The organism is Paraburkholderia sp. BCC1884 (assembly GCF_900996225.1).
Classification (GTDB): domain Bacteria; phylum Pseudomonadota; class Gammaproteobacteria; order Burkholderiales; family Burkholderiaceae; genus Paraburkholderia.
In genome coordinates this window covers 478,717-505,298 of the sequence record NZ_CAAJGL010000079.1, presented here as the reverse complement: position 1 = coordinate 505,298, position 26,582 = coordinate 478,717, and the positions used below count along the sequence as shown (strand labels likewise).

Genomic DNA, 26,582 nt, shown 5'->3' with positions numbered 1-26,582 from the left:
AAATCGGGCAGCGGCGGCGAGCGGTAAAAACAAAAAAAACGGGCACAAAAAAAGCAGGGGCCGGTTACCCGGCCCCTGCCCCTCGCCAGCACTATCCTGGCAAATACGACTTGATGCTTAGACGTGTTCGCCGATCACAGCCACCGTCACATCGACGAGAACGTCGGTGTGCAGCGAGACCTGAACTGCGTGTTCGCCAACCAGCTTCAGCGGGCCTTCCGGCAGACGCACTTGCGCCTTTTCCACTGCGAAGCCTTGCTTGACCAGGGCTTCAGCGATGTCGCTGTTCGTCACCGAGCCAAACAGACGGCCGTCGACGCCAGCCTTCTGATTGATCTGAACCGTCGAGCCTGCCAGCTTTTCGCCTTGAGCTTGAGCAGCAGCCAGCTTTTCAGCGGCGGTCTTTTCGAGTTCTGCACGGCGCACTTCGAATTCAGCCAGGGCTTCCTTCGTTGCACGGCGAGCTTGCTTGTTCGGGATCAGGAAGTTACGTGCGTAACCGTCCTTGACCTTCACGATATCGCCCAGGTTACCCAGATTGACGACTTTTTCCAGAAGAATGATTTGCATTCGGATGCTCCTTATCGCGTCGTCGGGTTAGGCCTTGTGCTGGTCGGTGTACGGCACCAGCGCGAGGAAACGTGCGCGCTTGATTGCCGTATCCAGCTGGCGTTGATAGTGCGACTTCGTACCCGTGAGACGCGCCGGCGTGATCTTGCCGTTTTCGCCGATGAAGTCCTTCAGCGTATCGAGGTCCTTGTAGTCGATATGATCGACATTCGCGGCCGTGAAACGGCAGAACTTCTTGCGCTTGAAGAGCGGATTTTGTTGCTGACGACGCTTGTCGAATTTCTTACCAGTCGGGCGGGGCATGTTCAGTCCTTTCCAATGTCCTGCAATGCTGTGATGTGAAATACCAGAGTTCGTGCGTTGCGGTGTCTCTTTGCCAGGAAGCCTGTGAAGAGCGTTTCCACGCCCATCTGACAGCTTTCGAGCTTACCGCTCGCCTCGCCTGCGGCTACCGCCTGCATGGTCAGTTCGACTTGCCGGGCAATTCCGGCTTCGACGACTTCCGTGCGGTGGTGCAACGTGCAGCCTGCAATCGGAACGCCGGCGGGGGTGTACCGCACCGGTTCGCGTTCTACGACGCTGGCCGTAAGCTGCAGCCGATTCATGTAACCTTTGGCGAAAACGACGCTTGGATCTGGTAGCTTAAATAATGTGTCTTAAGCCTGCGCTTCGGACGGTTGCGTAGCAGCCGACTTCTTGGCTTCTTCGCGCTGCACTTCCTTCATCATCGGCGACGGGCCCGTTTCGGCCTTCTTCAGCTTGACGATGAGGTGACGCAGAACCGCGTCGTTGAACTTGAATGCGTGTTCCAGCTCGTCGAGCGTGGCTTGGTCGCATTCGATGTTCATGCAGACGTAGTGAGCCTTAGCGAGTTTCTCGATCATGTAGGCCAGTTGACGACGGCCCCAGTCTTCGATGCGGTGGATCTGGCCACCGTGCGAGGTGATCGTGGACTTGTAGCGCTCGATCATGGCGGGCACTTGCTCGCTTTGATCCGGGTGCACGATAAATACGATTTCGTAATGACGCATATTCACTCCTTGTGCTGACTTATGGATTAAACCACCCGGGCGTCGGATCCGGTGTGGCAAGTGAGAAGCCAAAGAGTGTAACCCGAATGGGGCCGGGTTGCAAGATATCCCGTTAATCGGCAGCGTGAATCGGTTGTGTTTTCAAGGGTTTAGGAGGCAGCCAGACTGGGGCCACATGGCGTCCGCAGCCGATCAACCCCCTTCCGTGCGTTCACTGCCGCTCTGCAGACGCGCCTTGAGCGCCGTTTCCAGGTTGCCGAGGGCGTCGGGCGCCGCGTCCGAGATCGCCCACCACGTCATGCCCTCGGCGTTCCAGTGCGCGATGGCGTAGCCCTCCCGGCCGAGCTTTGCAGGCATCGCGGCGCTCGAGCCTGCGGCGTTCTGCGGATACACATAGACGTCGATCACGTGCTTCTGATAGCGATACACCAGCACCGCCACCCGCTGGTGCGCGAGGTAATCCAGACGCCCGCCTTCCAGCGGGAAACCGCTTGCCGCCAGATCTTCGACCGGCGGCGAATAGTCGAGCCGGCCGTTGAACCACGGCTTGACCGTATGCCGGTCCGTCGAAATCACATCAATGTCGCGTCCCGAGACCTGAGCACGCACGTGGCTCTCTATCAGTTCGTCGGTGAACGGCCCGACATCGGCCGGACGGCGCAGATTCAACGCCACGCCGGCCGCCACCGCGCACATCGCGACGACCAGCGCCACCAGCCAGCCGCGCGCAAACACGCCGCCCGCGCCACCTGAGGCGAATCCGCCGCCGCCCGTTCCACCCGAGCCACCTGACGCGAACCCGCCGCCCGCCGCGCCCGGCCAGCCAAGGCCGCCTTGCGGCGCTCGCCAGCCATCCAGCAAACGATCGAGCCAACCGCGCTTCGGCGCCTGACGCGGCGCTTGACCCTGCCCCTCGCGCGCCGGATTCTCGGCCGCGACGGGCAGCGCCGCGTCGGCCGCTACGACCGGCTCATTCATGGCCGGCAAGCCAGCCATGATCCGCTCGCGCAACGAAGCCGGCGCACGGTGATAAGGCGCCGTGCGCAGCACCCCGCTCAGCGCGCGCAGGTTGTCGCTTTCGCGCCGGCAGGCGTCGCAGCTCTCGATATGCTGCTGGACCCGCTGCGCATCCGGCGCGGGCAATTCGTGATCGGCGTTCGCATCGAGGAGCGGCCGCGCTTCGTTACAGTCCATCTGGCGTCTCCTGTGCGTGGCCGGCGGCCGTGCCGCCCGGCGCATTAAGTGGTGGCCGGCCGTTAGCCGACGCCCGCAGCGGCGTAACCGTCGCCGAAGCCGCTGCCTTCCCGACCAGCGGCGGCACGGCTTGCGCCGCGTCGTCGCCGGTCGCCGATCGTGCATCGGCGCTCAGTCGCGGGTTCGCGGGCAGATCGTCGTCCGAGCCGCTGCACCGCGTGCGCGGCGACTGGGACGGCGCATCGTGCGACGCCCCGCTCTTCGGCAACCGGCCCGCCGAGCCGCCCTGCCTGGCCGTCAGCACGGCGGCCAGCTTGCGGCGTCCGCGTGCGAGCCGCGACATCACCGTACCGATCGGCACGTCGGCGACCATCGCGATCTCCCGATAACCCATCTCTTCGATCTCGCGCAGGATCAGTACCTCCCGATATTCCACCGGCAGCTGCGCAAGCGCCTCGTGCACCTGCCGCGTGTCCTCGTCGCGGATCAGCAGCGTCTGCGGATCGTCGCCGCCCGCGCTCCAGCCGTCGAAGGTGGCGTCGTCCATGGTGTCGTCGAACTCCACCGTTTCATGCGACGACGCGCGCCGCCGCCACTCCGTGTACCAGGTGCGGCGCACGATCGCGAGCAGCCACGGCCGCGCGGTGTCGCCGCGAAACGTATCGAAGAACCGGAACGCGCGCATGAAGGCTTCCTGGACGACGTCGTCGGCGTCGTTCGGGTTGCCGCACAGCCAGCGCGCAAGGTTGTACGCGGCATCGAGGTGCGGCAGCGCCATCTGCTGGAAGCGGCGGCTCCTCGCTGCGTCGGCGTGGGCGTCGCTATCGCCGGGCGCGCGAACAGGATCTGAATCGGTCTGGACCACCTCGGCCCTCCAGGGCATTGCGACTATGCTGTGTGGCTTGTCTTGACACGCTATACATCACATAACCGACTGCATGCCGAGTTTATTCCCGCGCTCGTCGGCGGCAACCGAAAATATCCGAAAACCGCCCAGCTCAATAAGAGGGCCGATTCCAGTAATCCTCACTGGCGTACACCTCTTTCAGATAATCGATGAAATACCGCACCTTGGCCGGCACGTAACGCTGTTGCGGGTACACCGCGAGAATGTCGTAATCGGGCAGCGCGAACTCGTCGAGGACGGTCTCCAGTTCACCACGCGCCAGTTGCTGCTGGATTTCCCATGTCGAACGCCAGCCGAGCCCGAGTCCTTCCGAGACCCAGCGATGCAGCAGTTCGCCGTCGTTGCAATCGAGCGTGCCGCCGACCCGCACCGTCGCCAGTTTGCCGTTGCGGCGAAAGTACCAGCCACGGTTCTGGCCGCCCTGCAGATTGAACGCGAGGCAGTTGTGCTGCGGCAGGTCTTCGAGTGATTTCGGCTTGCCATAGCGGCGGAAATACTCGGGCGTGCCGCACACCACCCGCCGGTTCGTCGCCAGCTTGACGGCGACAAAGTTCGGATCGACCGCGCCGCCGATGCGGATCGACAGGTCGTAGCCCTCGCGCACCAGATCCACCACGCGGTCGGTCAGATTGAACGACACCTGCAATTCGGGCTTGTCGGCGAGAAAGTCGGGCGCGAGCGGCGCCACGTGCTTGCGGCCGAACGCGGCCGGCGCCGACACGATCAGATGGCCATTCACCGCGCGCCGTCCGGCGCTCAGCTCGTTTTCCGCCTGGTCCCATTCGGTCAGCAGACCCCGGCAGCGCTCGAGGAAAGCGGCACCGTCCTCGCTGACCACGAGACGACGCGTCGAGCGATACATCAGCTTCACGCCAAGGCGCTTTTCCAGCGCGTCGATACGGCGCCCGAGAATCACCGGCGACACGCCTTCTTCCAGCGCGGCTGCCGCGAGGCTGCCCGCGTCCGCGACGCGCACGAAGGTTTCGATCTGTTTGAACCGATCCATTGTTTGTCTCCCACTTTTTTATGCGCCGATGCCGTGCCGAGTCGCCGGCCGGACGCCCGCACCTCACCGCCATTCCATACTTTTTGTTTCGAAATAAGCGACCCGGACTGATCTTATCAAACCTTTAGGTCAGGCCTACAGTGCACTCAACGCGTTTAATTCGCCCATTCCCAGACATTCAGGAGACATTCATGGCCAAGATGAGAGCCGTCGACGCAGCCGTGCTGGTGCTCGAAAAAGAAGGCATCGACACCGCATTCGGCGTACCGGGCGCAGCGATCAACCCGTTCTACTCGGCCATGCGCAAGGCAGGCAATATCAGCCACGTGCTGGCGCGTCACGTCGAAGGCGCGTCGCATATGGCCGAAGGCTATACGCGCGCCCAGCCGGGCAACATCGGCGTGTGTATCGGCACGTCGGGCCCCGCGGGCACCGACATGATCACCGGTTTGTACTCCGCTCAGGCCGACTCGATCCCTATTCTCGCCATCACCGGCCAGGCGCCGCGAGCGCGTCTGTACAAGGAAGACTTCCAGGCCGTCGACATCGAATCGATCGCCAAGCCCGTCACCAAGTGGGCCGTCACCGTGCGTGAACCGGCGCTGGTGCCGCGCGTATTCCAGCAGGCTTTCCATTTGATGCGCTCGGGCCGTCCGGGTCCGGTGCTGGTCGACCTGCCGATCGACGTGCAACTCGCCGAAATCGAATTCGACATCGACACGTACGAACCGCTGCCCGTCTACAAGCCCAAAGCGAGCCGCAAGCAGATCGAAGCCGCGCTGACGATGCTCAATAACGCGGAAAAGCCGCTGATCGTCTCGGGTGGCGGCGTGCTCAACGCAGCCGCTGAAGATCTGCTCGTGGCGTTCGCCGAAACCATCGGCGTGCCGGTGATCCCGACGCTGATGTCGTGGGGCGCGATTCCCGACGACCATCCGCTGATGGCCGGCATGTGCGGCCTGCAAACCTCGCACCGCTACGGCAATGCGACGATGCTCGCCTCCGACTTCGTGCTCGGCATCGGCAACCGCTGGGCGAACCGTCACACCGGCAGCGTCGAGGTCTACACGAAGGGCCGCAAGTTCGTGCACGTGGACATCGAGCCGACGCAAATCGGCCGCGTGTTCGGTCCGGACCTCGGCATCGTGTCGGACGCAAAAGCCGCGCTCGAACTGTTCGTGGAAGTTGCGAAGGAATGGAAGGCCGCAGGCAAGCTGAAGGACCGCAGCGCATGGGTCGCCGACTGCCAGCAACGCAAGCAGACCATGCAGCGCAAGACGCACTTCGACAACGTGCCGATGAAGCCGCAGCGCGTCTACGAAGAGATGAACCAGGTGTTCGGCCGCGATACCTGCTACGTGAGCACGATCGGTCTGTCGCAGATTGCCGGCGCGCAATTCCTGCACGTCTACAAGGCACGTAACTGGATCAACTGCGGCCAGGCCGGCCCGCTCGGCTGGACGATTCCGGCAGCGCTCGGTGTGCGCGCAGCCGATCCGCAACGTCAGATCGTCGCACTTTCGGGCGACTACGACTTCCAGTTCATGATCGAAGAACTGGCCGCGGGCGCGCAATTCAAGCTGCCGTATGTGCACGTGGTGGTGAACAACTCGTACCTCGGTTTGATTCGCCAGGCACAGCGCGCGTTCGACATGGACTTCTGCGTACAACTCGGCTTCGAGAACATCAACGCGCCGGAGATGAACGGCTACGGCGTGGATCACGTCGCGGTGGCCGAAGGTCTGGGCTGCAAGGCGATTCGCGTGTTCAAGCCGGAAGAGTTGAAGCCCGCGCTGCAAAAAGCGCAAGCCATGCTCTCCGAGTTCAGCGTGCCGGTGATCGTCGAAGTGATTCTGGAGCGTGTGACCAACATTTCGATGGGCACCGAGATCGACGCGATCAACGAGTTCGAGGAACTGGCCGCGACGCGCGAAGACGCACCGACCGCGATCAGCATGCTCGACTGAGTTTCGCAACGCAGTACAGCACGCACTTTAGCAACGAGCATCACGTGACGGCGAATGAGCCGCGTGGCAGTGAAACAGCGCCACGCCACGCTCATTCGCCTCACCCAAGTCATTCCACTGACCGACCAGAGAGACACACGCATCATGCCGAAATTCGCAGCGAATCTCACCATGCTGTTCAACGAAGTCCCGTTCCTCGAGCGCTTTGCGGCGGCGGCGGACGCGGGCTTTCACGCCGTCGAATTCCTGTTTCCGTATCCGTACAAAATCGCTGAACTGAGCGAACGTCTGCAGCAGAATCGCCTGAAGCTGGTTCTGCACAACCTGCCCGCGGGCAACTGGGAAGCAGGCGAACGTGGTATCGCCTGTCTGCCGGATCGCGTCAGCGAGTTCCAGGAAGGCGTGGGCCGCGCGATCGAATACGCGACGGCGCTCAAGGTGCCACAACTGAACTGCCTCGTCGGCATTCCGACGGCGGGCGTCGATGCGGACAAGGCGCGCTCGACCATCGTCGACAACCTGCGCTTCGCCGCGGGCGAGCTGAAGAAAGCCGGCATCAAGCTGCTGGTCGAACCGTGCAATTCGTACGACATTCCGGGCTTCGCGCTGAACCGTTCGGGCGAAGGTCTCGACGTGATCAAGGCAGTCGGCTCGGACAACCTGTTCCTGCAGTACGACATCTATCACATGCAACGGATGGAAGGCGAACTCGCGGCAACCATCAAGAAGAACCTGCCGCAGATCGCGCATATCCAGCTCGCCGACAACCCCGGCCGCAACGAACCGGGCACTGGCGAAATCAACTACCCGTTCCTGTTCGCCCTGCTCGATTCGCTTGGCTACGAAGGCTACGTCGGCTGCGAATACAAGCCGCGCACGACTACGGCCGCCGGCCTCGGCTGGGTGCAGAGTGTGGCTGGGCAAGCGCGCGGCGCAGCTCACGCCGCAGCCTGAGCGACGCGTTCGTCGCATCGGGCGCATTAGACGCATCAACGGAAGCAAGCCCCTCGGGGCATCCCAACATGGGGCATCCCCAATGGGACATCCCCAATGGGCCATCCAAACAACACTGGAGATTCAGACACATGGCAAAGATCGGTTTCATCGGCCTCGGCATCATGGGCGCGCACATGGCGCGCAACCTTATCAAGGGCGGTCACACGCTGTTCGTGAATGGCGCGTACCCGGTGCCGGAAGATCTGAGCAAAACCACCAGCGTGGTCGCCGATTCGACGGCCGTCGCGCAAGCGGCCGACATCGTCATCATCATGGTGCCGGACACGCCCGATGTCGCCAACGTGCTGTTCGCCGACGACGGCGTCGCCGCCGGCCTCACGAAGGGCAAGCTCGTGATCGACATGAGCTCGATCTCGCCGCTCGACACGCAAGCCTTCGCGAAGAAGATCAACGCACTGGGCTGCGACTACCTCGACGCGCCGGTGTCCGGCGGTGAAGTCGGCGCACGCGAAGCGTCGCTGACGATCATGGTGGGCGGTCCGGAAAAGTCGTTCGCCATCGCCAGGCCGCTGTTCGAGTTGATGGGCAAGAACATCTCGCTGATCGGCGACAACGGCGCGGGTCAAACCTGCAAGGTCGCCAACCAGATCATCGTCGCGCTGAACATCGAAGCGGTGGCTGAAGCGCTGCTGTTCGCGTCGCGCTCGGGCGCCGATCCGGAACGCGTACGCAAGGCATTGATGGGCGGCTTCGCTTCGTCGCGGATTCTCGAAGTGCACGGCGAGCGCATGACCAAACGCAAGTTCGATCCGGGCTTCCGCATCGAATTGCACCAGAAGGACCTGAACCTCGCGCTCGACGGCGCACGCAAGCTGGGTATCGCCCTGCCGCACACGGCGAGCGCGCAGCAACTGTTCAGCGTGTGCGCGGCCAACGGCGGCAAGGCATGGGATCACTCGGCAATGGTGCGCGCGCTCGAAATCATGGCGAACTACGAAGTCGCGCAAGCGCCGGATAGCGAAGCCAAAGCCGCTTGATTAGCTGATGTGAAGTAACACGGATTGCCGCGCCGTCTACGTCGTGGCAATCGAAGGTGGGGCGCCCGTTGCGTCGTGCAGCATGCACGGCGCAACGGGCAAATCGTGCCGCTCTGGGCTGAGAGCGGCAAGTGGGGTCCGCAGCGGCACCCGGCGGCGCCGGGGAAGCCTTGGTCGGTCAGACGTCGTCGTCGGGTGTCCGGCTGTCGGATTTCATGCTGGTGTTTTTTCCTTCGCTCAGAAACGGTGGCGCATGCCGATGCGCGCGGCGATCTGCTTATTCGAGCCGCTGCCTGAATTGCCGAAGAAGCTGGAGCTCGAGCCAATTTCCGCCTGCACCTGCACGCCGTTATTGCTGCCCGACGCCTTCTGATACACGCCGATCACATACACGTCGGTGCGCTTGCTCAACTGATAGTCGAGAATCGAGCTGACCTGATTCCATCGACCCGTCGACGACCCCGACAGATCCGAAAACGTATAAGCCAGCGCCGCCGATAACGCCGGCGTGAACATATAACGGCCGTCGATTTCATAGTTGTTGAAGTGCGAGGACTGGCCGAGCGTGCCCTCGAAGCGCGTATTCGTCCAGTTGCCGAACACCAGCACCTTGCCGAAGTCGTATTTGGCACCCACGCCGATCGTGCGCAAATCCTTGTTGCCGAATGTGTTCACGTTCGCGATCGTGATCGGAAATGCCGGCGACGACGAGGTCGGATAGCGAATGTCCGTATAAGCCGCGCCCATCGAGAATGGCCCGTGAATGTAGTTCGCGCCGAAGCTGTAAGTGCGCGACGAACCTTGCGTCGTCACGCCGCCGGTGGTGGTGGTCGGTGAGCCCGCGAAGTCGCCTGCCTGATTCGAGAAGCCGTACATGGCGCCGAATGTCAGCCCGGAGAAATCCGCGCTCGAAAACTTGATCGCGTTGTTGATGCGGCTCGACGTCAACTGATCGACGTCGTTCATCCTGAATGCGTAGTTGCCGACCGTCACGCCGCCCGCCGCGAAGCGCGAGATGTAATCGGTCGAGAACGAATACTGCCGGCCGAATGTCAGCGCGCCGACGCCGTCCTGCGAAATACCCACGAACGCCTGTCGTCCGAACAGATCGCCGCCCTGCGAGGCGACGCCGGTGCCGACCGCGAAGCCGCCTTCCAGGGTAAAGATCGCGTGCATGCCGCCACCCAGATCCTCGCTGCCCCTGAAGCCCCAGCGATTGCCCTGGATCACGCCGTCGTCGAACTTGAAGTTATGCGACGAGCCGCCTTTCGAATTCGCCGCGTTAGTGACGTAACTGACGCCCGCATCGAGCAAGCCGTAGAACGTGACGCTGCTTTGCGCATGCGCGCTCGTTGTGGCCAGCACGCTGACGCCCGCCGTGAGGATCCATTTTTTCATTGCCGTCTCCTGCTTCTTATAGTCGTAACTGCGATTGAAAAAGAGTGGGTGATGCAAGGTGCTGCGAACCGTTGCGCGCAAAAATCCGGCGCGCACGTTTCCCCTCCGGGCTTGCGCCCCGAGAATCGAACTTCAGACGATGGAGTACGCCGGACTAGGCGGCTTTCGTTAGGCCGCTTCCAGTCATTGCGACGACGCCTGAGCGACCGGCAGACACACCTCGGCCTCGGCGCCGGGTTTCTCGACGTCGAGCCGGATGCGCATTGCGAAGATCGGCCCGAGCAGGAGCACCAGCATCGAGGTGCCGAACGCGACCAGCCAGTTGCCGTGCGACAGATCGAGCACGATGCCCACCGCCACCGGCGAGGCCGCGCCCGCCAGCGCCATGCCGGTGAACGTACAGGCCGCCGACGTCGCCGAGTGTTCGTGCGACACCTCGGTGCCGATCACCCACAGCGGCGAGTCCGCGATCTCCGAACAGAAGAACGCGAAACTCAGGCTGCACGCGCTGATGACCAGGTTGTGCGTCAACAGCAGAGGAACCAGTCCGAGCATCGACGCGAGAAAGCCGAAGATGATCACGTCGCGGCGCGAACGCAGCCGGTCGCCGCTGCGCCGGTAATGCCAGTCGCACAACATGCCGCCGACGAAGGTGCCGACCATCCCGCCGAGCAGCACGAGCGTCGAAAACACCGCCGTGTGACCGAGCTTCATGCCGTAACGCTGCGCGAAAAACGACGGAATCCAGTTGAGGAAAAACCACAGCACCCAGCCATGACAGAAACAGGTCGCGGCGGCGGGCCAGACCCGGCGGATCATGTCGGGCCAGTCGACCGGCTTCGCCTTGGGCGCGGCTTCGGCGGCAACCGGTACGCCATCCTGCGCAGCACGCCGGTTCGGGTCGCCGAGCGTGAAGTACATCACGAACATGTAGACGAGCGTGACGCCGCCGAGAATGATGAAGGTCAACCGCCACGAGAACATCACGATCAGCGAGGTCACGATCAACGGCGCGAGCGCATTCGCCAGACGCCCGACCGCGTGCATCGCGCCGAGCGCGGTGCCGCGCCCTTCTTCGGGCACCACGCGGCCGATCATGCGCGCCGCCGTCGGATAGATCGGTGCTTCGCCGACACCGACCGCGAAACGCGCCACCAGCAACGCCACGAAACTGCCGACGATCCCCGTCGCAATGGTCGCCACCGACCAGAGCACGCCATACACCAGCATGCCCTTGCGCGCGCCGATCCGGTCGCTGTGCCAGCCGCCCGGAATCATGAAGACGCTATAGGCGACCGCGAAGGCCGAAAAGATCAGCCCCAGATGCGTGTTGCTAAAACCAAGTTCACGGCTGATCACAGGCGCCGCGACGGACATGTTGGTCCGGTCGACGTACATGATGAAAGCCATGATGCATAACAGCACCAGCGTGAGCGGTGTCTTGCGTTTGCGCGCGGGCGGCCCAGCTTGCGGCTGCGGGCCGGCCTGCGGCGTTGGCTCTGAAACGGCCATGTCATCCTCCATGTAGTACCGGCCGGTCTGTCACGGACGGCGCGCGTCGTGCGCGACACCGCCCATGCGCCTGCCTGGTGGTCCAGACCCGGGTACGGCTAGCGGAAAAAGCCCTGCAGCACGTCGTACGTCTGCTCTGGACACTCCTCCTGCAGATAGTGTCCGGACGGCACGGTCGCGGTTCTGACGATGCGGTTCGCGTAGCGTCCCCAGACTTCCGCCGCGTTATGGTTACGGCCCACGCCGCCCTTCTCGCCCCACAGGATCAGCGCCGGCGTTTCGACGCGGCGGCCCGCTTCGAAGTCGGCCGTGTCCATCTCCAGATCGATGCCGAAGGTCGCGCGATAGTCCTCGCACATGCCGTGGATCGTTTCCGGATTCCTGATGCAGCGGATGTAGTCCTGCAGCGCTTCAGGCCCGAAGAACGAGGTGCCCTGATCGGTCTTCGACAACTTGCGGCGAATGAAGAACTCGGGGTCCGCGCCCATCATCTTTTCGGGTGTCGGAAAGTCCTGCGCCATGAAGAACCAATGCCACGAGAACTTGCCCCACTGCCGCGTCACGTTGTTGAGCAGATGATGCTGCGGCAGCATGTCCATGAAGCCCGCCTTCAGCACTTTGTCCGGATGATCGAGACACATCCGGTGCAACACGCGCGCGCCGCGGTCGTGACCGGCCGCGTTGAAGGTGTCGAAGCCGAGCGTCTGCATCACTTCCACCTGGTCCTGCGCCATCGCGCGGAACGAGTACTCCGAGTGGTCGCCGCCGCCGGCCGGTTTCGAACTGTCGCCGTAGCCGCGCAAGTCAGTCAGCACGACGGTGAAGTCTTCCGCGAGCTTCGGCGCGATCTTGTGCCACGACAGATGGTTGAACGGATTGCCGTGCATGAGCAGAAGCGGCGGACCCTTGCCGGCCGTCACGGTTACGATTTCTGCGCCGCTCGTCTTGATGACGCTCTTTTTGAAATTCTCAAGCATGGTCGTCTCTCTCACTGATGATGGTGTACTGCTTTTGCGCGTGGCCGGACCGCCTCGCCCGGCGTGTCAGTCGGAGGTAGCCGGATGCGTCATCCGCGCGATCGCGTTGTCGGTGGCGACACGGAAGGCCGCCGCCATCGCGCCGACGTCCGCACTGCCCTGTCCGACGATGTCGTAGGCCACGCCGTGCGCGGGTGTCGCGTAGACCGTCTTCAGGCCGCCCGTCATCGTCACGCCCGACGAGAAGCCGAGCAGCTTGGTCGCAATCTGCCCCTGGTCGTGATACATGATGACCACCGCGTCGAAGTCGCCGCGCCGTGCCTTGATGAACACCGTGTCCGACGGGAACGGGCCTTCGCTCGTCAGCCCCTTCGCGCGCAACGCTTCCAGCGTCGGACGGATGATGGTGATTTCCTCGTCGCCGAACAGGCCGTTTTCGCCGCCGTGCGGATTGAGCGCCGCGACGCCGATACGTGGGTGGGTCTTGCCGAACGCGCGCATCGTGTCGTGGGCGAGCGTCAGCGCGCCTTCGATCCGGTCCGGCTTGACCATGTCGACCGCCTTGCGCAACGCCACGTGTGAGGTCACGCGGAAGGTCGAGAACTGCGGAATGATGTTGACCTCGCCGAAGTAGCCGGAATGATCCGTCCAGGCGGCGAACATCTGATGTTCGTCGTGGTAGTTCCAGCCGCCGCGATGCAGCGCGGCCTTGTTGAGCGGCGCGAAGCAGATGCCGTCCAGTTCGCCGGCCAGCGCGAGGTCCGTCATCACCTTCAGCGTTTCGCCGGTCAGGCGGCCGGATTCGGCGCTCAGCTGGCCGCGTTCGTACAACGCGGGATCGACGTTCTTCAGGTCCAGCAGCGGCACGGCGGCGCTTTCGTCGAGTGCTTCGCGCACGTGGTTCACCAGCCGGTAATCGATCCGCACGCCGGCGTCTTTCATACCGAGTTCGAGGACGCGCGCATCGCCGATGATCACGACGTTGGCTTTCTCGCGCGCTTCGGGCGTCGACAGCAGCTTGACGACGAGTTCCGGGCCGATGCCGGTGACATCGCCGAGCATGAGTCCAATCAGGGGTTTCATGGTGTTGCTCTCCATTTTTTTGGGGACTTCTACAACGTGTTATGACGTCGGCTGTACGCCGCGAGGTTCGGCGGCCGACGCATCAGGTATTCGCACCGGGCAGCACACGCGCCCAGGGATTCGCGGCCCAGTGCCGCGCTTCGAACGCCTCGATGTCCGGCAGCAAGCTCAGCGACGCACCGAGCACGTCGAGGCCTTCAAGATACATGCGCTTGTGGCGCGCTTCGATATGAAACGGATAGCTGCGGCCCGTGGCCGTGCGCACGACCTGTTCGACTACGTCGATCGTCAGGCGGCGGGTGGCGGGCTGAGCCACATCGGCGCTGATTTCGTCGATCTGTTCGGCGGTGAGGATGATCGGCAGCAGCCGGTTGTTGATCGCGTTGTAGAAGAAGATTTCGCCGAAGCTCGGCGCGAGCACCGCCGCGATGCCCGACTGCATCAAGCCCCACACCGCGTGCTCGCGGCTCGATCCGCAGCCGAAGTTCGCACCGCCGACCAGAATCCGCGTGTCCGCATACTCGGGCGTGTTCAGCACGAAATCGGCGCGCTTCGAGCCGTCGGGGGCGAAGCGAAGGTCGTACAGCACGCCTTGGGCGAGACCGGATTTGTCGATGCCGAGCAGGAATTGCTTGGGCATGATCTGGTCGGTATCGAGATTGGCGATCGGCAACGGCGCGGCCACGCCTTCGATGGTGGAAAAATCAGACATGCGCGCCCTCCCACTGGCGAATATCGACGATGCGCCCGGCAATCGCCGCCGCCGCAGCCATCGCGGGACTCATCAAGTGCGTACGGCTGTCGCGGCCCTGACGGCCTTCGAAGTTGCGATTGGTGGTCGAGGCGCAGCGCTCGCCCGCGCGCAGCACGTCGTCGTTCATCGCGAGACACATCGAGCAGCCCGGCTGACGCCATTCGAAACCGGCGCGGATGAAAATGTCCGACAGCCCTTCCTGTTCGGCCATGTCGCGCACCGCGCCCGAGCCGGGCACGACCATCGCGCGCACCGTCGAGGCCACGTGCATGCCGTCGCGCACCATCGACGCGGCCGAGCGCAAATCCTCGATACGGCCATTCGTGCACGAACCGATGAACACGCGATCGATCGGCGTGCCGGCAATCGGCGCGCCGGCCGCAAGACCGATGTAGTCGAGCGCGCGAGTCGTCGCCGAACCCGTGGACGGGTCGGCGGCGTCGGACGCGGCGGGAATCAGGCCGTCCACCGCGATCGCCTGATCGGGACTCGTGCCCCACGTGACGAACGGCGCGACCTCGGCGGCGGAGAAACGCAGTTCCTGATCGAATGACGCGCCGTCGTCCGAGCGCAGTTCGCGCCAGCTGTCGATGGCGCTCTCCAACTCCTGCGCCGAGAGGTTGCCCGAACGGGCCCGCACATAGTCGAAGGTGGTCTCGTCCGGCGCGATCAGCACCGCGCGGGCGCCCGCCTCGACCGTCATATTGCATAAGGTCATACGCGCTTCCGAACTGAGCGCATCAATCGCCTCGCCGGTATATTCGACCGCAAATCCGCGCGCGCCCTGCGCGCTGATCCGCGAAATCAGGTACAGCACGAGGTCCTTCGCGGTCGTCCCGGCGGGCAGCGTGTCGTCGATCGTGATACGCATGGTGCGGGCCACGCGATACGCGAGCGTCTGGGTCGCCAGCACATGCTCGATTTCCGAGGTGCCGATCCCGAAGCCGAGCGCACCGAGCGCGCCGTAAGTCGTCGTATGGCTGTCGCCGCACAGCACGACCATGCCGGGCCGGATCAGACCGGTTTCCGGCGCGACGACGTGTTCGATGCCTTGCAGCGGATCGTTCACGTCGTACAGCTTGATGCCGTACCGAACGCAGTTCTTCGTGAAGTTGCCCGCCTGGCTCGCGGCCGCCTGAATCACGATGGTGCGCTCGCCGACCGGGTCTGGCCGCGTCGGAATCACGTGATCGACGACGCTCATTTGCGAGTCGGGCCGGCGTACCGGCAGGCCGCGGCTTTCCAGTCCGCTGAACGCTTGCGGGCTGGTGTACTCGTTCATGATGTGCAGGTCTGCGTAAAGCAGGATGTGCTCGGCATCGAGTCGCGCTACGGTGTGCGACTCGACGAGCTTCTGGTAAAGCGTGCGGGGCATCGGTTCCTCCGTTGTCCGTCTGTCTTTATGTGTCTCGCGATGCGCTGTTTTATCGGTGGCGCATTCTTGATGGAGACAGTTTATCCAGAAGCTGGAGTCGTATAATTCAATCTCCTTAACTCTATTGTTAAGTTGAATTTATAAATGGATTCCGTCTCCGATCTCTCGTTTTTCGTCCAGCTGGTCCGACACGGCAGCCTGTCGGCGCTGGCTCGCGAACTCGGCATCACGCCGCCCGCCGTCACCACGCGGCTCGCGCGGATGGAGCAGCGCCTCGGCGTACGGCTGCTGAACCGTACGACGCGGCGCATCAGCGTCACCCAGGAAGGCGAGATGTATCTCGCGACCGGCGCACAGATCCTCGCGGAACTGGAAGAACTCGACCGTTCGGTATCGAGCCGGCGCGCGGTGCCGCGTGGGCTGCTGCGTGTCAATGCGACGTTCGGCTTCGGGCGGCGGCATATCGCGCCGGTCATTTCAGCGTTCTCGCGGCAGTTCGCCGAAGTCGAAGTGCAACTGACACTCACCGACCGTGCCATGAAACTCACCGACGAAGCCTACGACGTCGGGATTGCGTTTGGGCAAATGCCGGATTCCCGGCTCGTCGCGCGCAAGATCGCGCCGAACCGCCGCTTTCTGTGCGCGTCGCCGGACTATCTGGCACGCGCCGGCACGCCCGCCACGCCGCGCGACCTGCAGCGGCATCAATGCATCGTGCTGCGCGAGAGCGACGCGGCGTACGGCACCTGGCACCTGCATCGCGGACGCAAGCAGGAAACCGTCAAAGTACGCGGCGGCCTCAGCACCAACGACGGCGAAACCGCGCTCAGCTGGGCGCTCGACGGTCACGGCGTGCTGATGCGCTCGGAGTGGGATGCGCGCGCGCATCTGCAATCGGGCGCCTTGCAGATGGTGTTGCCGGAATGGTCGCTGCCGAGCGCGGATGTATTCGCGGTGTACGGCGAGCGGCTGACGTTGTCGGCCAAGGTCAGCGCATTCGTCGACTTTTTGGCGGAGTGGTTTGCGCGGGACGTGCGATATTGAGTGCGCGGTGCACGAGCGGAAGGCGGGTCCGGACAGCCTGGTGTGGTCGGGAAAACCGCGTCGACCTTTTTTGACACATCGGTCCGCACGATCTCCTACACTCGTTGAGTCGGTTGCTCCCTGAAGCTTCCTGAAGCTTCCTTAACCCCTCTGCAAAGGATTCAGCATGAGTATCTTTGGTGACATCGTGAACAAGCTCTTCGGCAAAGCGAAGCCCGACCAGCCTGCCCCCACCGTCGAGCCGACACCGGACCCGGCAGCGGCGCAAGCGGCGGCTCCGGCCGCTACGCCCGCACCGCCGCCGCTGGCCGACGTCGACGTCGCGGTCGTCATGGACCAGTTCGTGAGCGAGAGCGGACAAACGCTGAACTGGCGCGTGTCGATCGTCGACACGCTGAAGGCGCTCGGCGTCGACAGCAGCCTCGAGCATCGCAAACAACTCGCCCATGAGTTGAAGTACGACGGCGACATGAACGATTCGGCAAGCATGAACATCTGGCTGCACAAACAGGTGATGAAAGCGCTGGCGGCAAACGGCGGCAAGCTGCCTGCGGATCTGGCGAGCTAGGCACTCACCCACGCAAACGCGGCGCCCGGAGATCGATCCGGGCGCCGCGTTTTTCATCGAACGTTCATGTGCGGGACAGGGTCCCGTGGCACTACGCGAATCAATACGTATCGAACACCTTCTGTAGCGCAACCGGTCCTGCGCCGCCCGCCGCCAGAGCCAGCATCAGCAATACGCGCGCTTTGTACGGATTCAGCGAACCCGCGCTGATGAAGCCGAGCGCATCGTCGGCGGCTGCGCCGTTGCGCATCACGTGCCCCGACCCTACGCGCGACGAGCGCACCACCGCCACGCCCTGCGAGGCGGCGTCGGCCAACGCCTGCTGCACCGAGGCGTGAATCGAACCATTCCCCGTCCCCGCTACCACGATGCCGCGTACACCGGCGCCGACCAGGGCATCTACCGCAAGCCGCGAAACGCCTGCATAGCTCGTGACGATTTCCACGAGCGGCCAGTTCGGGCCGATCACGAATTCAGTTGCGAGCGTATGCGGACGCACGACGCTGCGCTGGAATTCGACCCGTCCATCCTGGACCCAGCCGAGCGCGCCGACTTCGGGTGACTGGAATGCGTCGACGGCATAGGTGCTCGTCTTGACCACGTCGCGTGCGCTGTGAATCCTGTTGTTGAACGCAACCAGCACGCCCTGCCCACGCGACCCCGCGTGTGCCGCGACCGTCACGGCGTTCAGCAGATTGAGCGGCCCATCCGCCGACAACGCCGAGGCCGGGCGCATCGCGGCAGTCAGCACGACGGGCTTGTCGGACTTGACGGTCAGGTGCAGCAGATAGGCAGTTTCTTCAAGCGTGTCGGTGCCGTGCGTGACCACCACGCCGTCGATTTCATCGCTCGCGAGCAGCGTGTTGATGCGTTGCGCGAGCGTGGTCCACAGCGGCATCGCCATGTCTTTACTGTCCACGCTTGCAATCTGTTCGGCCGCGATCCGCGCCACCGAGGACAACGCCGGCACCACCGCGAGCAACTGATCGACGCCCACCACGCCGGCCTGATAGCCCGACGTATTGGTGGCGTCCGCCGCCGCGCCCGCGATCGTGCCGCCGGTGGCGAGCACGGCGATACGTGACAGTGACGGGAAAACGCTAGAGGAAGTGATCGTATTCATGGCGGCGATTGTAAGCGATGCGCCGCCGGCCGCCAGGTGCGAAAAAACGGCTGCCCGTTCGTTTCGAGGCTTTCCGGCTGCGCCAGGCCGCGCGAGCCCGGCGCGCGACCTTAAACCGCTTCGCGCAACTGCGCGGCGATTTCCGCTTCGTTCAACTGCGGCGCGAACATCTCGATCAGACGGTAGGCATAGGCGCGCAGAAACGCGCCCTTGCGCAGACCGACGCGCGTCGTGCTCGCTTCGAACAGATGCTCCGTGTCGAGCGCCACCAGTTCGCTATCGCGCTTCGGATCGTAGGCCATCGCCGCGACCACGCCGATCCCCATGCCGAGTTCGACGTAGGTCTTGATCACGTCGGCGTCGATCGCGGTCAGCACGACGTCGGGCAACGCGCCCGCTTTCGCGAATGCCTGGTCGATGTGCGAACGGCCCGTGAAGTCCTGATCGTAGGTGATGATCGGGAATTCGGCGATGTCGTCGAGCGTCAGATTCGGGCGGCCCACCAGCGGATGGTCCTTCGGCACGACCACGATGTGATGCCACGAATAGCACGGGAACGTGACGATATCCGGGAAGCGGTCGAGCGCTTCGGTCGAGATGCCGATGTCCGCTTCGCCGTTGATGATCATCTGCGCGATCTGTTGCGGACTGCCCTGGCGCAGCGCCAGATGCACTTTCGGGAACACTTCGGTGAATTGACGGATCACCTTGGGCAGCGCGTAGCGCGCCTGCGTATGAGTCGTCGCGACGACCAGGTGACCGCTGTCCTGATCGGCGTACTGACGCGCCACGCGGCGCAGATTTTCCGCGTCGAGCAGCATGCGCTCGATCAGCTGATGCACGGCCTTGCCCGGCTCGGTCAGACCCGTGAGACGCTTGCCGCGTCGAATGAAAATATCGACGCCGAGTTCGTCCTCCAGATCCTTGATCTGTTTCGACACGCCCGATTGCGACGTGTACAGCACGTTCGCCACTTCGGTCAGATTCATGTTCTGACGCACGGCTTCGCGCACGAAGCGCAGTTGCTGGAAGTTCATTTTTGATGTCTCCGGTTCAGCCAGAGTTGAGTTATTCGAGTTTTACTGTGCAGGAAATACGCGCAACGCGCGCGGCACGGCGGTGACGCCGTCGCCGATCGACAGTTGCAGATCGCGCCATGCTTCGCGATCGAGTTCGGCTTCGAGCAGATTGCCCTCGCGGCCCGCGAGTTCGACCCGCACCGAGCCGCCGAGCGTCACCACGCGCCGCACGTCGACGACGATGCCCTCACGGTGACCCGACGCCTGCGGATACAACTGCAGATCGTGCGGACGCACATACGCGAAAGCCGGGCCGCTGAAATCGGCCTTGATCGACACCGGCAGTGCCGCGCCGTCCACCACGAAACCGCTTGCGTCGACCTTGCCATGCAGGCGGTTGGCCGCGCCGAGAAACTCGTAGACGAAGGAAGTTTGCGGATGGTCGTAGACGTCCTGCGGACTGCCCACCTGTTCCACGTGACCACGATTCAATACGACGATGCGGTCGGCCACTTCGAGCGCTTCTTCCTGATCGTGTGTCACGAAGATCGTCGAGATATGCAGGTCGTCGTGCAGACGCCGCAGCCAGCTGCGCAGTTCCTTGCGCACCTTCGCATCGAGCGCGCCGAACGGTTCGTCGAGCAGCAACACCTTCGGCTCGACCGCCAATGCGCGTGCGAGCGCAATCCGTTGCCGCTGACCGCCCGACAACTCCGACGGATAACGTTGCGCGAGCCAGTCGAGTTGCACGAGCTTGAGCAACTCGTGCACCTTCTCGCGAATCACCGCTTCCGAAGGCCGCTCCTTGCGCGGCTTCACGCGCAAGCCGAAGGCCACGTTCTCGAACACCGTCATATGACGGAACAGCGCGTAATGCTGGAACACGAAGCCGACTTCACGCTCACGCGCGCCGACCGTTGCGACATCCTGGCCTTGCAGCACCACCTGGCCGCCGTCCGCGTATTCGAGGCCCGCGATCACGCGCAGCAAGGTGGTCTTGCCACAACCCGACGGCCCGAGCAGCGCAACCAGTTCGCCCGGCGGAAAGTCGAGCGAAACGTTATCGAGCGCGACGAAATCGCCGAAGCGCTTTTGCAGGTTACGAACGGTGATACCCATTACAGCTCTCCTTGCTTGAGCGGGTGTTGCGACGCATTGATCGCGTGTGTAGCACTAGCGGCAGCGGACGCTGTGACTGGACCGGCGTACGCGGGCACATCGCGCGCGGCCGACAGTTCCGCCGACATATGGCGCTCGGCGAGCAGTTTCAAACCGAGCGTGACGAGTGCCAGCAGCGCCAGCACCGACGCCACGGCGAACGCCGCCGAGAAGTTGTATTCGTTGTAGAGAATTTCGACGTGCAGCGGCATCGTGTCGGTCTGGCCGCGGATATGGCCCGACACCACCGACACCGCGCCGAACTCGCCCATCGCCCGCGCATTGCAGAGAATCACGCCGTACAGCAGGCCCCATTTGACGTTGGGCAGCGTGACGCGGCGGAAGATCTGCCAGCCCGACGCGCCGAGCACGTGCGCGGCTTCTTCTTCGTCGTTGCCTTGTGCCTGCATCAGCGGAATCAGTTCACGCGCGACGAACGGGAACGTGACGAAGATGGTCGCCAGCACGATGCCCGGCACCGCGAAAATGATCTGCACGTTATGGTCTATCAGCCAAGGGCCGAACCAGCCTTGCGCGCCGAACATCAGCACGTAGATCAGGCCCGAGATTACCGGCGAAACCGAGAACGGCAAATCGATCAGCGTCGTCAGCAGCGCCTTGCCGCGAAACTCGAACTTGGCGATACACCACGAGGCCGCAAGGCCGAACACGAGGTTCAGCGGCACGGCGATCGCAGCGGTGATCACCGTCAGCTTGATGGCCGAGAGCGCGTCCGGATCGGCGAGCGATTCCAGATAGAAGCCGAGGCCCTTGTTCAAGGCCTGATAGAACACCGCGACGAGCGGCACGACCAGAAACAGCGCGAGAAACAGCAGCGCGATGCCGATGAGAATCCAGCGCACCACCGGCGGTTCGGTGACCGGATCGGGCCGGCGCGCGACGTTCAGCGGCGCACGCGGCGCCACGGCGACTGCGGGGTTACCATTGCCGGCGGTCTTCGCATCGTTCAGGGACGGGCGGCTCATTGCGCACCTCCGCCGATCGCCGCAACACTTGCCACGCTGGCGGCGCCCGGTGCCGGACCCGCGCCGCCGCGACTCGTGCGACGCTGCAAATACCACTGCAGGGTGTTGATGAACAACAGCATCAGGAACGACACGACCAGCATCACCACGGCGATCGCCGTGGCGCCCGCGTAATCGTATTGCTCGAGCTTGGTAATGATGAGAAGCGAGGTGATCTCCGACTTCATCGGCACGTTACCGGCTATGAAAATCACCGAGCCGTATTCGCCGAGTGCACGAGCGAAGGCCAGCGCGAAGCCCGTCAACAGCGCCGGAAACACGGCCGGCAAAACGACCCGCCGAAACGTCAGCCAACGCGATGCGCCGAGGCAAGCGGCCGCCTCTTCCTGTTCGCGTTCGAATTCTTCGAGCACCGGCTGCACCGTACGCACGACGAACGGCAAGCCGATGAAGGTCAGCGCGACCAGCACGCCCGCCGGCGTGAAGGCGATCTTCAAACCGAGCGGTTCGAGAAACTGACCGATCCAGCCATTGCCCGCGTACACCGCCGCGAGCGAAATACCGGCCACCGACGTCGGCAATGCGAACGGCAGATCGACTACGGCATCGACGATGCGTTTGAACGGAAACGTGTAGCGCACCAGCACCCACGCGACCAGAAAGCCGAACACCGCGTTGATGAGCGCGCCGCCGAGCGCCGAGAAAAACGTCAGGCGATACGACGCAAGCACACGCGGCGAACTGACCGCGCGCACGAACTGACTCCAGTCGAGCGAGGCGGTCTTGAGAAAGGTCGCCGCAAGTGGAATCAGCACCACGAGGCTCAGATAAGCCACCGTGATGCCGAGTGTCAGGCCAAAACCGGGCAACGCGCTCGGTTTGCGGAAGGTCAACGTGGTCATGCTCGATACTCGCTCAGGTTGATGCTCGTGTTGTGCTCTGGCTAGCCAAAAGCGCGCCCACTGGGCGCGCTCGAAAGCGACGCATGACTTCGCGCCGCTTTGCCGCCGATGCCGTTTTCAGGCATCGGCGAACCGTCTTACTGCGGCTGGTAGATCGAATCGAATACGCCGCCGTCGGCAAAGTGAGTCTTCTGCGCGTTGGCCCAGCCGCCAAACGAATCGTCCACCGTGTACAGCTTCAGCTTCGGAAACTTGGCGGTCAGTTCGGCCGGCACCTTGTTCGAACGCGGACGGTAGAAGTTCTTCGCGGCGATTTCCTGACCTTCTTCGCTATACAGGAAGTTCAGATACGCCTCGGCCAGCTTGCGCGTGCCGTGCCTGTCGACGACCTTGTCCACGACCGCGACCGGCGGCTCGGCCAGAATGCTGACCGACGGCACCACGATTTCGAACTTGTCCGAACCGAACTCCTTTTGCGACAGGAATGCCTCGTTTTCCCACGCGATCAGCACGTCGCCGATGCCGCGCTGCACGAAGCTGGTGGTCGCGCCGCGCGCGCCCGAATCCAGCACGCCGGCATTCTTATAGAGCTTGCCGACGAACTCCCTGGCCTTCTGATCATTGCCGCCCGGCAGATGCTCGGCGTAGGCCCACGCGGCGAGGTAGTTCCAGCGTGCGCCGCCCGAGGTCTTGGGATTCGGCGTCACGATCGACACGCCCGGTTTGGTCAGATCGTCCCAATCCTTGATGTGTTTCGGGTTGCCCTTGCGCACCAGGAACACGATCGTCGACGTATAGGGCGACGCGTTGTCCGGCAAGCGCTTCTGCCAGCCCTTGTCGAGCAGGCCCTTGCTGGCCAGTGCGTCGATGTCGTAAGCGAGCGCCAGCGTCACGACGTCGGCCTGCAGGCCGTCCAGCACCGAGCGCGCCTGAGCGCCCGAGCCGCCGTGCGACTGCTTGAAGGTGATCGTTTCACCCGTCTTGGCCTTCCATTCCTTGCCGAACGCCTGATTGACGTCCTGATACAGCTCGCGCGTCGGGTCGTAGGAGACGTTCAGCAGCGTGGTGTCGGCGGCCTGCGCGTGGGCCATTACGCCGAGCGCGCCTGCCGCGCCCAGGGCGAGCGCCGCGAGCAGTTGTCTGATCTTGCCTGCCCGTCCCGTATCTCGATGATGCATGTCAATTCTCCGCGTAGTGGTCCGCTGAAACAGCGTGTGGTGTTGTTCTACGTCGCGGTCACGTGCACATGAGCGCCAACTCGAGGGCAGTCTATCGAAGAGCTTTCATCATTAAAAATAATGTTTCTTCATTCTTTAATACTCAAAAGTGGTAACGACAGCGGGATAAGGCGTTGCGGCACGAAAAGGGGTGTTTGAGCACCCGCGAGCGGCGATGTAACGTCCCCCTTCGCGACGAACTTAAAGTAAAGCTTGAATTGCGCCGAATACTGTATAAAAATACAGTCACCTGTTCATACATACAGTGGCCATGACAAAACTCACCGCACGACAGCAGCAGGTTTTCGATCTCATCCGCCGGGCGATCGAACGCACCGGTTTCCCGCCCACCCGAGCGGAGATCGCCGCCGAACTGGGCTTCAGCTCGGCCAACTCGGCAGAAGAGCATTTGCGCGCGCTGGCTCGCAAGGGCGTGATCGAACTCGCGGCTGGCGCATCGCGTGGCATTCGTCTGCTGAGCGGTCCGGAAGACTCGCCTTACCAGTTCACGCTGCCGCACGCCAGCATCATGCAGTTGTCGCTGCCGCTGATCGGCCGGGTGGCGGCGGGTAGCCCGATCCTCGCGCAGGAACATATCTCGCAGCATTACGCCTGCGACCCGGCGTTGTTCTCGAGCAAGCCCGATTACCTGCTGAAGGTACGCGGCCTGTCCATGCGCGACGCGGGCATTTTCGACGGCGACCTGCTCGCCGTGCAGAAGAAGAGCGAAGCCAAAGACGGGCAGATCATCATTGCGCGGCTGGGCGACGACGTCACGGTCAAGCGCCTGAAGCGCCGGCCGAACGGTCTCGAGCTGATTGCCGAGAACCCCGATTACGACAACATCTTCGTTGAGACCGGCAGCGCGGAGTTCGCGCTGGAGGGCATCGCCGTGGGGCTGATCCGCCCAGGCGAGTTCTAACCCGCCCTGTTCGCCCAAGAATCCGCCGTCCAACGTTGCAACGCCTGGAGAGACTCATGGAACGCCTTGCCCGCCTGCTGCCTTTTCGCCAGTTCGGTCGTCTGCGCCATTTGCGCAAGCTGGTGCCGTGCTCATTGATCGAGGCGTCCACCGGGAGCACGCCGTCGCTGTTCGATTCGCCTGTGGGCGAATCGAGTCTGCCTTCGTCGCTGCCGGCCTTCGCACGGGTGTCGTTGAACTCCGGGCTGAATACGGCCGAGCCGGCCCGGCGTGCGCCGGTGCGGGTCTACCATGGGCCGTCGCGCCTGATCATGGTGGGAACGATGGACGCGGTGTGCCGCATGATCGATCGCTGCATTGCTGAAGAAGCCAACGTGCACGGCGCCGTGTTCGAGTCTTGAAGCGTCCTCGTGCGGGCGACGAGATCGCATTGCGTGGGATCGTTTTCGCGTGGCGATGGTCCATCGTTAGATCACACCTGATGGAGAATCCCACTCGATGGCAGTTTCGACACGCAACAAAGGCGGCGCCACCCGGCCGCTAATCGTTACCCTGATCGTGATCGTGGTGATCGCCGCGTTAGGGTTTGCTTATGCGACACCGTATATCGCACTGAACAATCTGAAGCGTGCCGCCGACGCGCGCGACGCGCAGACCGTCAATCAGTATGTCGACTTTCCCGCGTTGCGCGAGAGTCTGAAGCAGCAGGTCACCGGCTTGCTAACGCGCCGGCTCGATGTGCACAGCAGCGGCAATCCGCTGGCCGCTATCGGTGCGATGATCGGCGTGGCCTTGATCGGTCCGCTCGTCGACGCTTACGCGACGCCCGATGGCGTAGCGGCCCTGCTCAATGGCATGCCGCCGCGTGGCAATCCGGGTGAGCGGCCACCGGTGCCGCCGGCAGCATCGGCGTCGCCTTCGGTGAACAGCCCTTCGGCGGACGCCGGGACTTCAGCCACGCCGGCCTCACCTGCTGAGGCCAACCCGCCCAGCAGCAGTGCGGCAAACCAGGCGGACACCACGCCAACGCAACCGCCGCAAACCACGGCGGGCTATCGCAGCCTTAATCAATTCGTCGTCACGTACCAGCACGGCGCGGGTGACGCGCGTTACTCGGCGATCTTTCAGCGTGAAGGCTTATTCACCTGGAAGCTGGCCGCGGTCAATCTGAACGAATGATCGTCGACGCGGATTGAGCCACGGCCGCCACGCTGGTCAGCGCGTTCCCAGCGAACGCGTATCAAGCCGCGGCCTGCTGTTGCTCCTGCGCGGAAGAACACGCGACCAGAATGCTGCACGAAACGCGGTCGAGCAGCGGCGTATTGCCCGCGCCCATCCACCAGCGCGACAAACCGGTTCGGCAGCGGTGGCCGACCACCACGAGGTCCACGTGCAAATCGTTCGCGAGGTTGGCGATTTCATCGATTGGATGACCGAAGGCGAAATGCCCCTGCGCGCTCACGCCGCGCTCGGTGAGCCAGTCCACGCCCTCCTTCAGAACATCGCGCGCGGTCTTTTCGAAACTGCCGCATGCCACGTCGGTCAGCAGGCCTGCACTTTGCGCAATGCTGGAACGCATGTCCACCACCGAGAGCAGGTGCGTTTCGGCCTTCAGGTCCATCGCAAGATCGGCGCCGCAGCGCAGTGCTTTGCGGCCTTCTCGCGAGCCGTCGTAGCACAACAGGATTTTCTGGTAGCTCGCCATGGTTTTCTCCCTTCCCGCGATAAGCGCGGTGTAAATCAATCATGGTGCGCCGCAATTCAGGTTGCAAGGGATGGAAAACGCTAAGTGCGCAATTGTCGCGCACTAGCTGCGCCCTAATCCGGTGCGAGCGGGGTCTGCCCTTCCTGAGGCGTCGCCGGTTGCTTCATGCG

The 26,582-nt window shown here is 63.3% G+C and carries 28 protein-coding genes; 8 read left to right on the top strand and 20 right to left on the bottom strand.

Annotation, left to right across the window (positions count from 1 at the left end):
- Window positions 1-117 precede the first annotated feature (117 nt).
- The 7 genes from rplI to FQ705_RS17655 all read right to left on the bottom strand — a co-directional run bounded on the left by rplI (window position 118) and on the right by FQ705_RS17655 (window position 4,708).
- The gene (gene rplI, locus FQ705_RS17685) at window positions 118-570 is read right to left on the bottom strand and encodes a 50S ribosomal protein L9 (RefSeq protein WP_144143314.1); all 453 of its coding nucleotides are present in this window, start codon (window positions 568-570) and stop codon (window positions 118-120) included.
- A 27-nt stretch (window positions 571-597) separates the two neighbouring features.
- Window positions 598-873, bottom strand: coding sequence for a 30S ribosomal protein S18 (gene rpsR / locus FQ705_RS17680; protein ID WP_035550554.1), 276 nt, complete (start codon window positions 871-873; stop codon window positions 598-600).
- Window positions 874-875: 2 nt separating this feature from the next.
- A complete protein-coding gene (gene priB / locus FQ705_RS17675; RefSeq protein WP_144143312.1) occupies window positions 876-1,175 on the bottom strand; it encodes a primosomal replication protein N in 300 nt (99 codons plus the stop codon).
- A 51-nt stretch (window positions 1,176-1,226) separates the two neighbouring features.
- Window positions 1,227-1,601 (bottom strand): 30S ribosomal protein S6, encoded by a 375-nt coding sequence (gene rpsF, locus FQ705_RS17670; RefSeq protein WP_144143310.1) that lies wholly within the window; start codon window positions 1,599-1,601, stop codon window positions 1,227-1,229.
- Between the two features lie 192 nt (window positions 1,602-1,793).
- The gene (locus FQ705_RS17665) at window positions 1,794-2,795 is read right to left on the bottom strand and encodes an anti-sigma factor family protein (protein WP_144143308.1); all 1,002 of its coding nucleotides are present in this window, start codon (window positions 2,793-2,795) and stop codon (window positions 1,794-1,796) included.
- Window positions 2,785-3,660, bottom strand: a complete 876-nt coding sequence (locus FQ705_RS17660) for an RNA polymerase sigma factor (protein ID WP_144143565.1) — start codon at window positions 3,658-3,660, stop codon at window positions 2,785-2,787. Before FQ705_RS17660 ends, FQ705_RS17665 begins: the two co-directional genes overlap by 11 nt.
- Window positions 3,661-3,793: 133 nt before the next feature.
- On the bottom strand, window positions 3,794-4,708 hold the full coding sequence (locus tag FQ705_RS17655; RefSeq protein ID WP_144143307.1) for a LysR family transcriptional regulator: 915 nt from the start codon (window positions 4,706-4,708) through the stop codon (window positions 3,794-3,796).
- Between the two features lie 191 nt (window positions 4,709-4,899).
- On the opposite strand from FQ705_RS17655, the gene gcl reads away from it, so the two are divergent.
- The 3 genes from gcl (at window position 4,900) to FQ705_RS17640 (ending at window position 8,669) form a co-directional block, all read left to right on the top strand.
- Window positions 4,900-6,675 carry a glyoxylate carboligase gene (gene gcl / locus FQ705_RS17650; protein WP_144143305.1) on the top strand — a complete coding sequence of 592 codons (1,776 nt, stop codon included), beginning with the start codon at window positions 4,900-4,902 and terminating at the stop codon, window positions 6,673-6,675.
- Window positions 6,676-6,819: 144 nt separating this feature from the next.
- Window positions 6,820-7,629, top strand: coding sequence for a hydroxypyruvate isomerase (gene hyi / locus FQ705_RS17645; protein WP_144143564.1), 810 nt, complete (start codon window positions 6,820-6,822; stop codon window positions 7,627-7,629).
- 131 nt (window positions 7,630-7,760) lie between these two features.
- Complete coding sequence (locus FQ705_RS17640; RefSeq protein ID WP_144143303.1) at window positions 7,761-8,669, top strand: 2-hydroxy-3-oxopropionate reductase; 909 nt, start codon at window positions 7,761-7,763, stop codon at window positions 8,667-8,669.
- Between the two features lie 237 nt (window positions 8,670-8,906).
- On the opposite strand, the gene FQ705_RS17635 is transcribed toward FQ705_RS17640, so the two are convergent.
- From FQ705_RS17635 to leuC, 6 genes are all read right to left on the bottom strand, one after another.
- Window positions 8,907-10,067 carry a porin gene (locus tag FQ705_RS17635; RefSeq protein WP_144143301.1) on the bottom strand — a complete coding sequence of 387 codons (1,161 nt, stop codon included), beginning with the start codon at window positions 10,065-10,067 and terminating at the stop codon, window positions 8,907-8,909.
- A 183-nt stretch (window positions 10,068-10,250) separates the two neighbouring features.
- Window positions 10,251-11,579 (bottom strand): MFS transporter, encoded by a 1,329-nt coding sequence (locus FQ705_RS17630; RefSeq protein ID WP_144143299.1) that lies wholly within the window; start codon window positions 11,577-11,579, stop codon window positions 10,251-10,253.
- Window positions 11,580-11,677: 98 nt separating this feature from the next.
- Complete coding sequence (locus FQ705_RS17625) at window positions 11,678-12,556, bottom strand: alpha/beta fold hydrolase (RefSeq protein WP_144143297.1); 879 nt, start codon at window positions 12,554-12,556, stop codon at window positions 11,678-11,680.
- A 66-nt stretch (window positions 12,557-12,622) separates the two neighbouring features.
- Window positions 12,623-13,639, bottom strand: coding sequence for a PdxA family protein (locus FQ705_RS17620; protein ID WP_186307891.1), 1,017 nt, complete (start codon window positions 13,637-13,639; stop codon window positions 12,623-12,625).
- A gap of 82 nt (window positions 13,640-13,721) precedes the next feature.
- Window positions 13,722-14,351 (bottom strand): 3-isopropylmalate dehydratase small subunit, encoded by a 630-nt coding sequence (gene leuD / locus FQ705_RS17615; RefSeq protein ID WP_144143293.1) that lies wholly within the window; start codon window positions 14,349-14,351, stop codon window positions 13,722-13,724.
- Window positions 14,344-15,768, bottom strand: coding sequence for a 3-isopropylmalate dehydratase large subunit (leuC, locus tag FQ705_RS17610; protein ID WP_144143291.1), 1,425 nt, complete (start codon window positions 15,766-15,768; stop codon window positions 14,344-14,346). Before leuC ends, leuD begins: the two co-directional genes overlap by 8 nt.
- A gap of 144 nt (window positions 15,769-15,912) precedes the next feature.
- Between leuC and FQ705_RS17605 the strand changes: the two genes are divergently transcribed.
- Window positions 15,913-16,812: a LysR family transcriptional regulator gene (locus FQ705_RS17605; protein ID WP_144143289.1), complete on the top strand. Its 900-nt coding sequence runs from the start codon at window positions 15,913-15,915 to the stop codon at window positions 16,810-16,812.
- Window positions 16,813-16,978: 166 nt separating this feature from the next.
- The gene (locus FQ705_RS17600) at window positions 16,979-17,380 is read left to right on the top strand and encodes a DUF3597 domain-containing protein (RefSeq protein ID WP_144143288.1); all 402 of its coding nucleotides are present in this window, start codon (window positions 16,979-16,981) and stop codon (window positions 17,378-17,380) included.
- Window positions 17,381-17,480: 100 nt separating this feature from the next.
- Here the strand turns inward: FQ705_RS17600 and FQ705_RS17595 are convergent, their stop codons facing one another.
- From FQ705_RS17595 to FQ705_RS17570, 6 genes are all read right to left on the bottom strand, one after another.
- A complete protein-coding gene (locus FQ705_RS17595) occupies window positions 17,481-18,503 on the bottom strand; it encodes an asparaginase (RefSeq protein WP_144143286.1) in 1,023 nt (340 codons plus the stop codon).
- A gap of 110 nt (window positions 18,504-18,613) precedes the next feature.
- Complete coding sequence (locus tag FQ705_RS17590; protein ID WP_144143284.1) at window positions 18,614-19,540, bottom strand: CysB family HTH-type transcriptional regulator; 927 nt, start codon at window positions 19,538-19,540, stop codon at window positions 18,614-18,616.
- 42 nt (window positions 19,541-19,582) lie between these two features.
- The gene (locus FQ705_RS17585; protein ID WP_144143282.1) at window positions 19,583-20,641 is read right to left on the bottom strand and encodes a sulfate/molybdate ABC transporter ATP-binding protein; all 1,059 of its coding nucleotides are present in this window, start codon (window positions 20,639-20,641) and stop codon (window positions 19,583-19,585) included.
- The gene (gene cysW / locus FQ705_RS17580; RefSeq protein WP_186307890.1) at window positions 20,641-21,666 is read right to left on the bottom strand and encodes a sulfate ABC transporter permease subunit CysW; all 1,026 of its coding nucleotides are present in this window, start codon (window positions 21,664-21,666) and stop codon (window positions 20,641-20,643) included. Before cysW ends, FQ705_RS17585 begins: the two co-directional genes overlap by 1 nt.
- Window positions 21,663-22,568 carry a sulfate ABC transporter permease subunit CysT gene (gene cysT, locus FQ705_RS17575; RefSeq protein ID WP_144143280.1) on the bottom strand — a complete coding sequence of 302 codons (906 nt, stop codon included), beginning with the start codon at window positions 22,566-22,568 and terminating at the stop codon, window positions 21,663-21,665. Before cysT ends, cysW begins: the two co-directional genes overlap by 4 nt.
- Before the next feature lie 137 nt (window positions 22,569-22,705).
- On the bottom strand, window positions 22,706-23,746 hold the full coding sequence (locus FQ705_RS17570) for a sulfate ABC transporter substrate-binding protein (RefSeq protein WP_144143279.1): 1,041 nt from the start codon (window positions 23,744-23,746) through the stop codon (window positions 22,706-22,708).
- A 310-nt stretch (window positions 23,747-24,056) separates the two neighbouring features.
- Here FQ705_RS17570 and lexA point away from each other — a divergent pair, with 310 nt between their 5' ends.
- The 3 genes from lexA (at window position 24,057) to FQ705_RS17555 (ending at window position 25,886) form a co-directional block, all read left to right on the top strand.
- Complete coding sequence (gene lexA / locus FQ705_RS17565) at window positions 24,057-24,707, top strand: transcriptional repressor LexA (protein WP_144143277.1); 651 nt, start codon at window positions 24,057-24,059, stop codon at window positions 24,705-24,707.
- A gap of 56 nt (window positions 24,708-24,763) precedes the next feature.
- Window positions 24,764-25,108 (top strand): hypothetical protein, encoded by a 345-nt coding sequence (locus FQ705_RS17560; protein WP_144143275.1) that lies wholly within the window; start codon window positions 24,764-24,766, stop codon window positions 25,106-25,108.
- A 97-nt stretch (window positions 25,109-25,205) separates the two neighbouring features.
- Entirely contained in the window at window positions 25,206-25,886 is a 681-nt protein-coding gene (locus FQ705_RS17555; RefSeq protein ID WP_144143273.1) for a DUF2939 domain-containing protein, read from the top strand.
- A gap of 61 nt (window positions 25,887-25,947) precedes the next feature.
- Here the strand turns inward: FQ705_RS17555 and FQ705_RS17550 are convergent, their stop codons facing one another.
- Window positions 25,948-26,412: a universal stress protein gene (locus FQ705_RS17550; protein WP_144143272.1), complete on the bottom strand. Its 465-nt coding sequence runs from the start codon at window positions 26,410-26,412 to the stop codon at window positions 25,948-25,950.
- Window positions 26,413-26,582 lie beyond the last annotated feature (170 nt).

Coding starts and splice junctions, on each gene's coding strand:
- rplI (WP_144143314.1), bottom strand. CDS start 570: ATGCAAATCATTCTTCTGGAAAAAGTCGTCAATCTGGGTAACCTGGGC.
- rpsR (WP_035550554.1), bottom strand. CDS start 873: ATGCCCCGCCCGACTGGTAAGAAATTCGACAAGCGTCGTCAGCAACAA.
- priB (WP_144143312.1), bottom strand. CDS start 1,175: ATGAATCGGCTGCAGCTTACGGCCAGCGTCGTAGAACGCGAACCGGTG.
- rpsF (WP_144143310.1), bottom strand. CDS start 1,601: ATGCGTCATTACGAAATCGTATTTATCGTGCACCCGGATCAAAGCGAG.
- FQ705_RS17665 (WP_144143308.1), bottom strand. CDS start 2,795: ATGGACTGTAACGAAGCGCGGCCGCTCCTCGATGCGAACGCCGATCAC.
- FQ705_RS17655 (WP_144143307.1), bottom strand. CDS start 4,708: ATGGATCGGTTCAAACAGATCGAAACCTTCGTGCGCGTCGCGGACGCG.
- gcl (WP_144143305.1), top strand. CDS start 4,900: ATGGCCAAGATGAGAGCCGTCGACGCAGCCGTGCTGGTGCTCGAAAAA.
- hyi (WP_144143564.1), top strand. CDS start 6,820: ATGCCGAAATTCGCAGCGAATCTCACCATGCTGTTCAACGAAGTCCCG.
- FQ705_RS17640 (WP_144143303.1), top strand. CDS start 7,761: ATGGCAAAGATCGGTTTCATCGGCCTCGGCATCATGGGCGCGCACATG.
- FQ705_RS17635 (WP_144143301.1), bottom strand. CDS start 10,067: ATGAAAAAATGGATCCTCACGGCGGGCGTCAGCGTGCTGGCCACAACG.
- FQ705_RS17630 (WP_144143299.1), bottom strand. CDS start 11,579: ATGGCCGTTTCAGAGCCAACGCCGCAGGCCGGCCCGCAGCCGCAAGCT.
- FQ705_RS17625 (WP_144143297.1), bottom strand. CDS start 12,556: ATGCTTGAGAATTTCAAAAAGAGCGTCATCAAGACGAGCGGCGCAGAA.
- FQ705_RS17620 (WP_186307891.1), bottom strand. CDS start 13,639: ATGAAACCCCTGATTGGACTCATGCTCGGCGATGTCACCGGCATCGGC.
- leuD (WP_144143293.1), bottom strand. CDS start 14,351: ATGTCTGATTTTTCCACCATCGAAGGCGTGGCCGCGCCGTTGCCGATC.
- leuC (WP_144143291.1), bottom strand. CDS start 15,768: ATGCCCCGCACGCTTTACCAGAAGCTCGTCGAGTCGCACACCGTAGCG.
- FQ705_RS17605 (WP_144143289.1), top strand. CDS start 15,913: ATGGATTCCGTCTCCGATCTCTCGTTTTTCGTCCAGCTGGTCCGACAC.
- FQ705_RS17600 (WP_144143288.1), top strand. CDS start 16,979: ATGAGTATCTTTGGTGACATCGTGAACAAGCTCTTCGGCAAAGCGAAG.
- FQ705_RS17595 (WP_144143286.1), bottom strand. CDS start 18,503: ATGAATACGATCACTTCCTCTAGCGTTTTCCCGTCACTGTCACGTATC.
- FQ705_RS17590 (WP_144143284.1), bottom strand. CDS start 19,540: ATGAACTTCCAGCAACTGCGCTTCGTGCGCGAAGCCGTGCGTCAGAAC.
- FQ705_RS17585 (WP_144143282.1), bottom strand. CDS start 20,641: ATGGGTATCACCGTTCGTAACCTGCAAAAGCGCTTCGGCGATTTCGTC.
- cysW (WP_186307890.1), bottom strand. CDS start 21,666: ATGAGCCGCCCGTCCCTGAACGATGCGAAGACCGCCGGCAATGGTAAC.
- cysT (WP_144143280.1), bottom strand. CDS start 22,568: ATGACCACGTTGACCTTCCGCAAACCGAGCGCGTTGCCCGGTTTTGGC.
- FQ705_RS17570 (WP_144143279.1), bottom strand. CDS start 23,746: ATGCATCATCGAGATACGGGACGGGCAGGCAAGATCAGACAACTGCTC.
- lexA (WP_144143277.1), top strand. CDS start 24,057: ATGACAAAACTCACCGCACGACAGCAGCAGGTTTTCGATCTCATCCGC.
- FQ705_RS17560 (WP_144143275.1), top strand. CDS start 24,764: ATGGAACGCCTTGCCCGCCTGCTGCCTTTTCGCCAGTTCGGTCGTCTG.
- FQ705_RS17555 (WP_144143273.1), top strand. CDS start 25,206: ATGGCAGTTTCGACACGCAACAAAGGCGGCGCCACCCGGCCGCTAATC.
- FQ705_RS17550 (WP_144143272.1), bottom strand. CDS start 26,412: ATGGCGAGCTACCAGAAAATCCTGTTGTGCTACGACGGCTCGCGAGAA.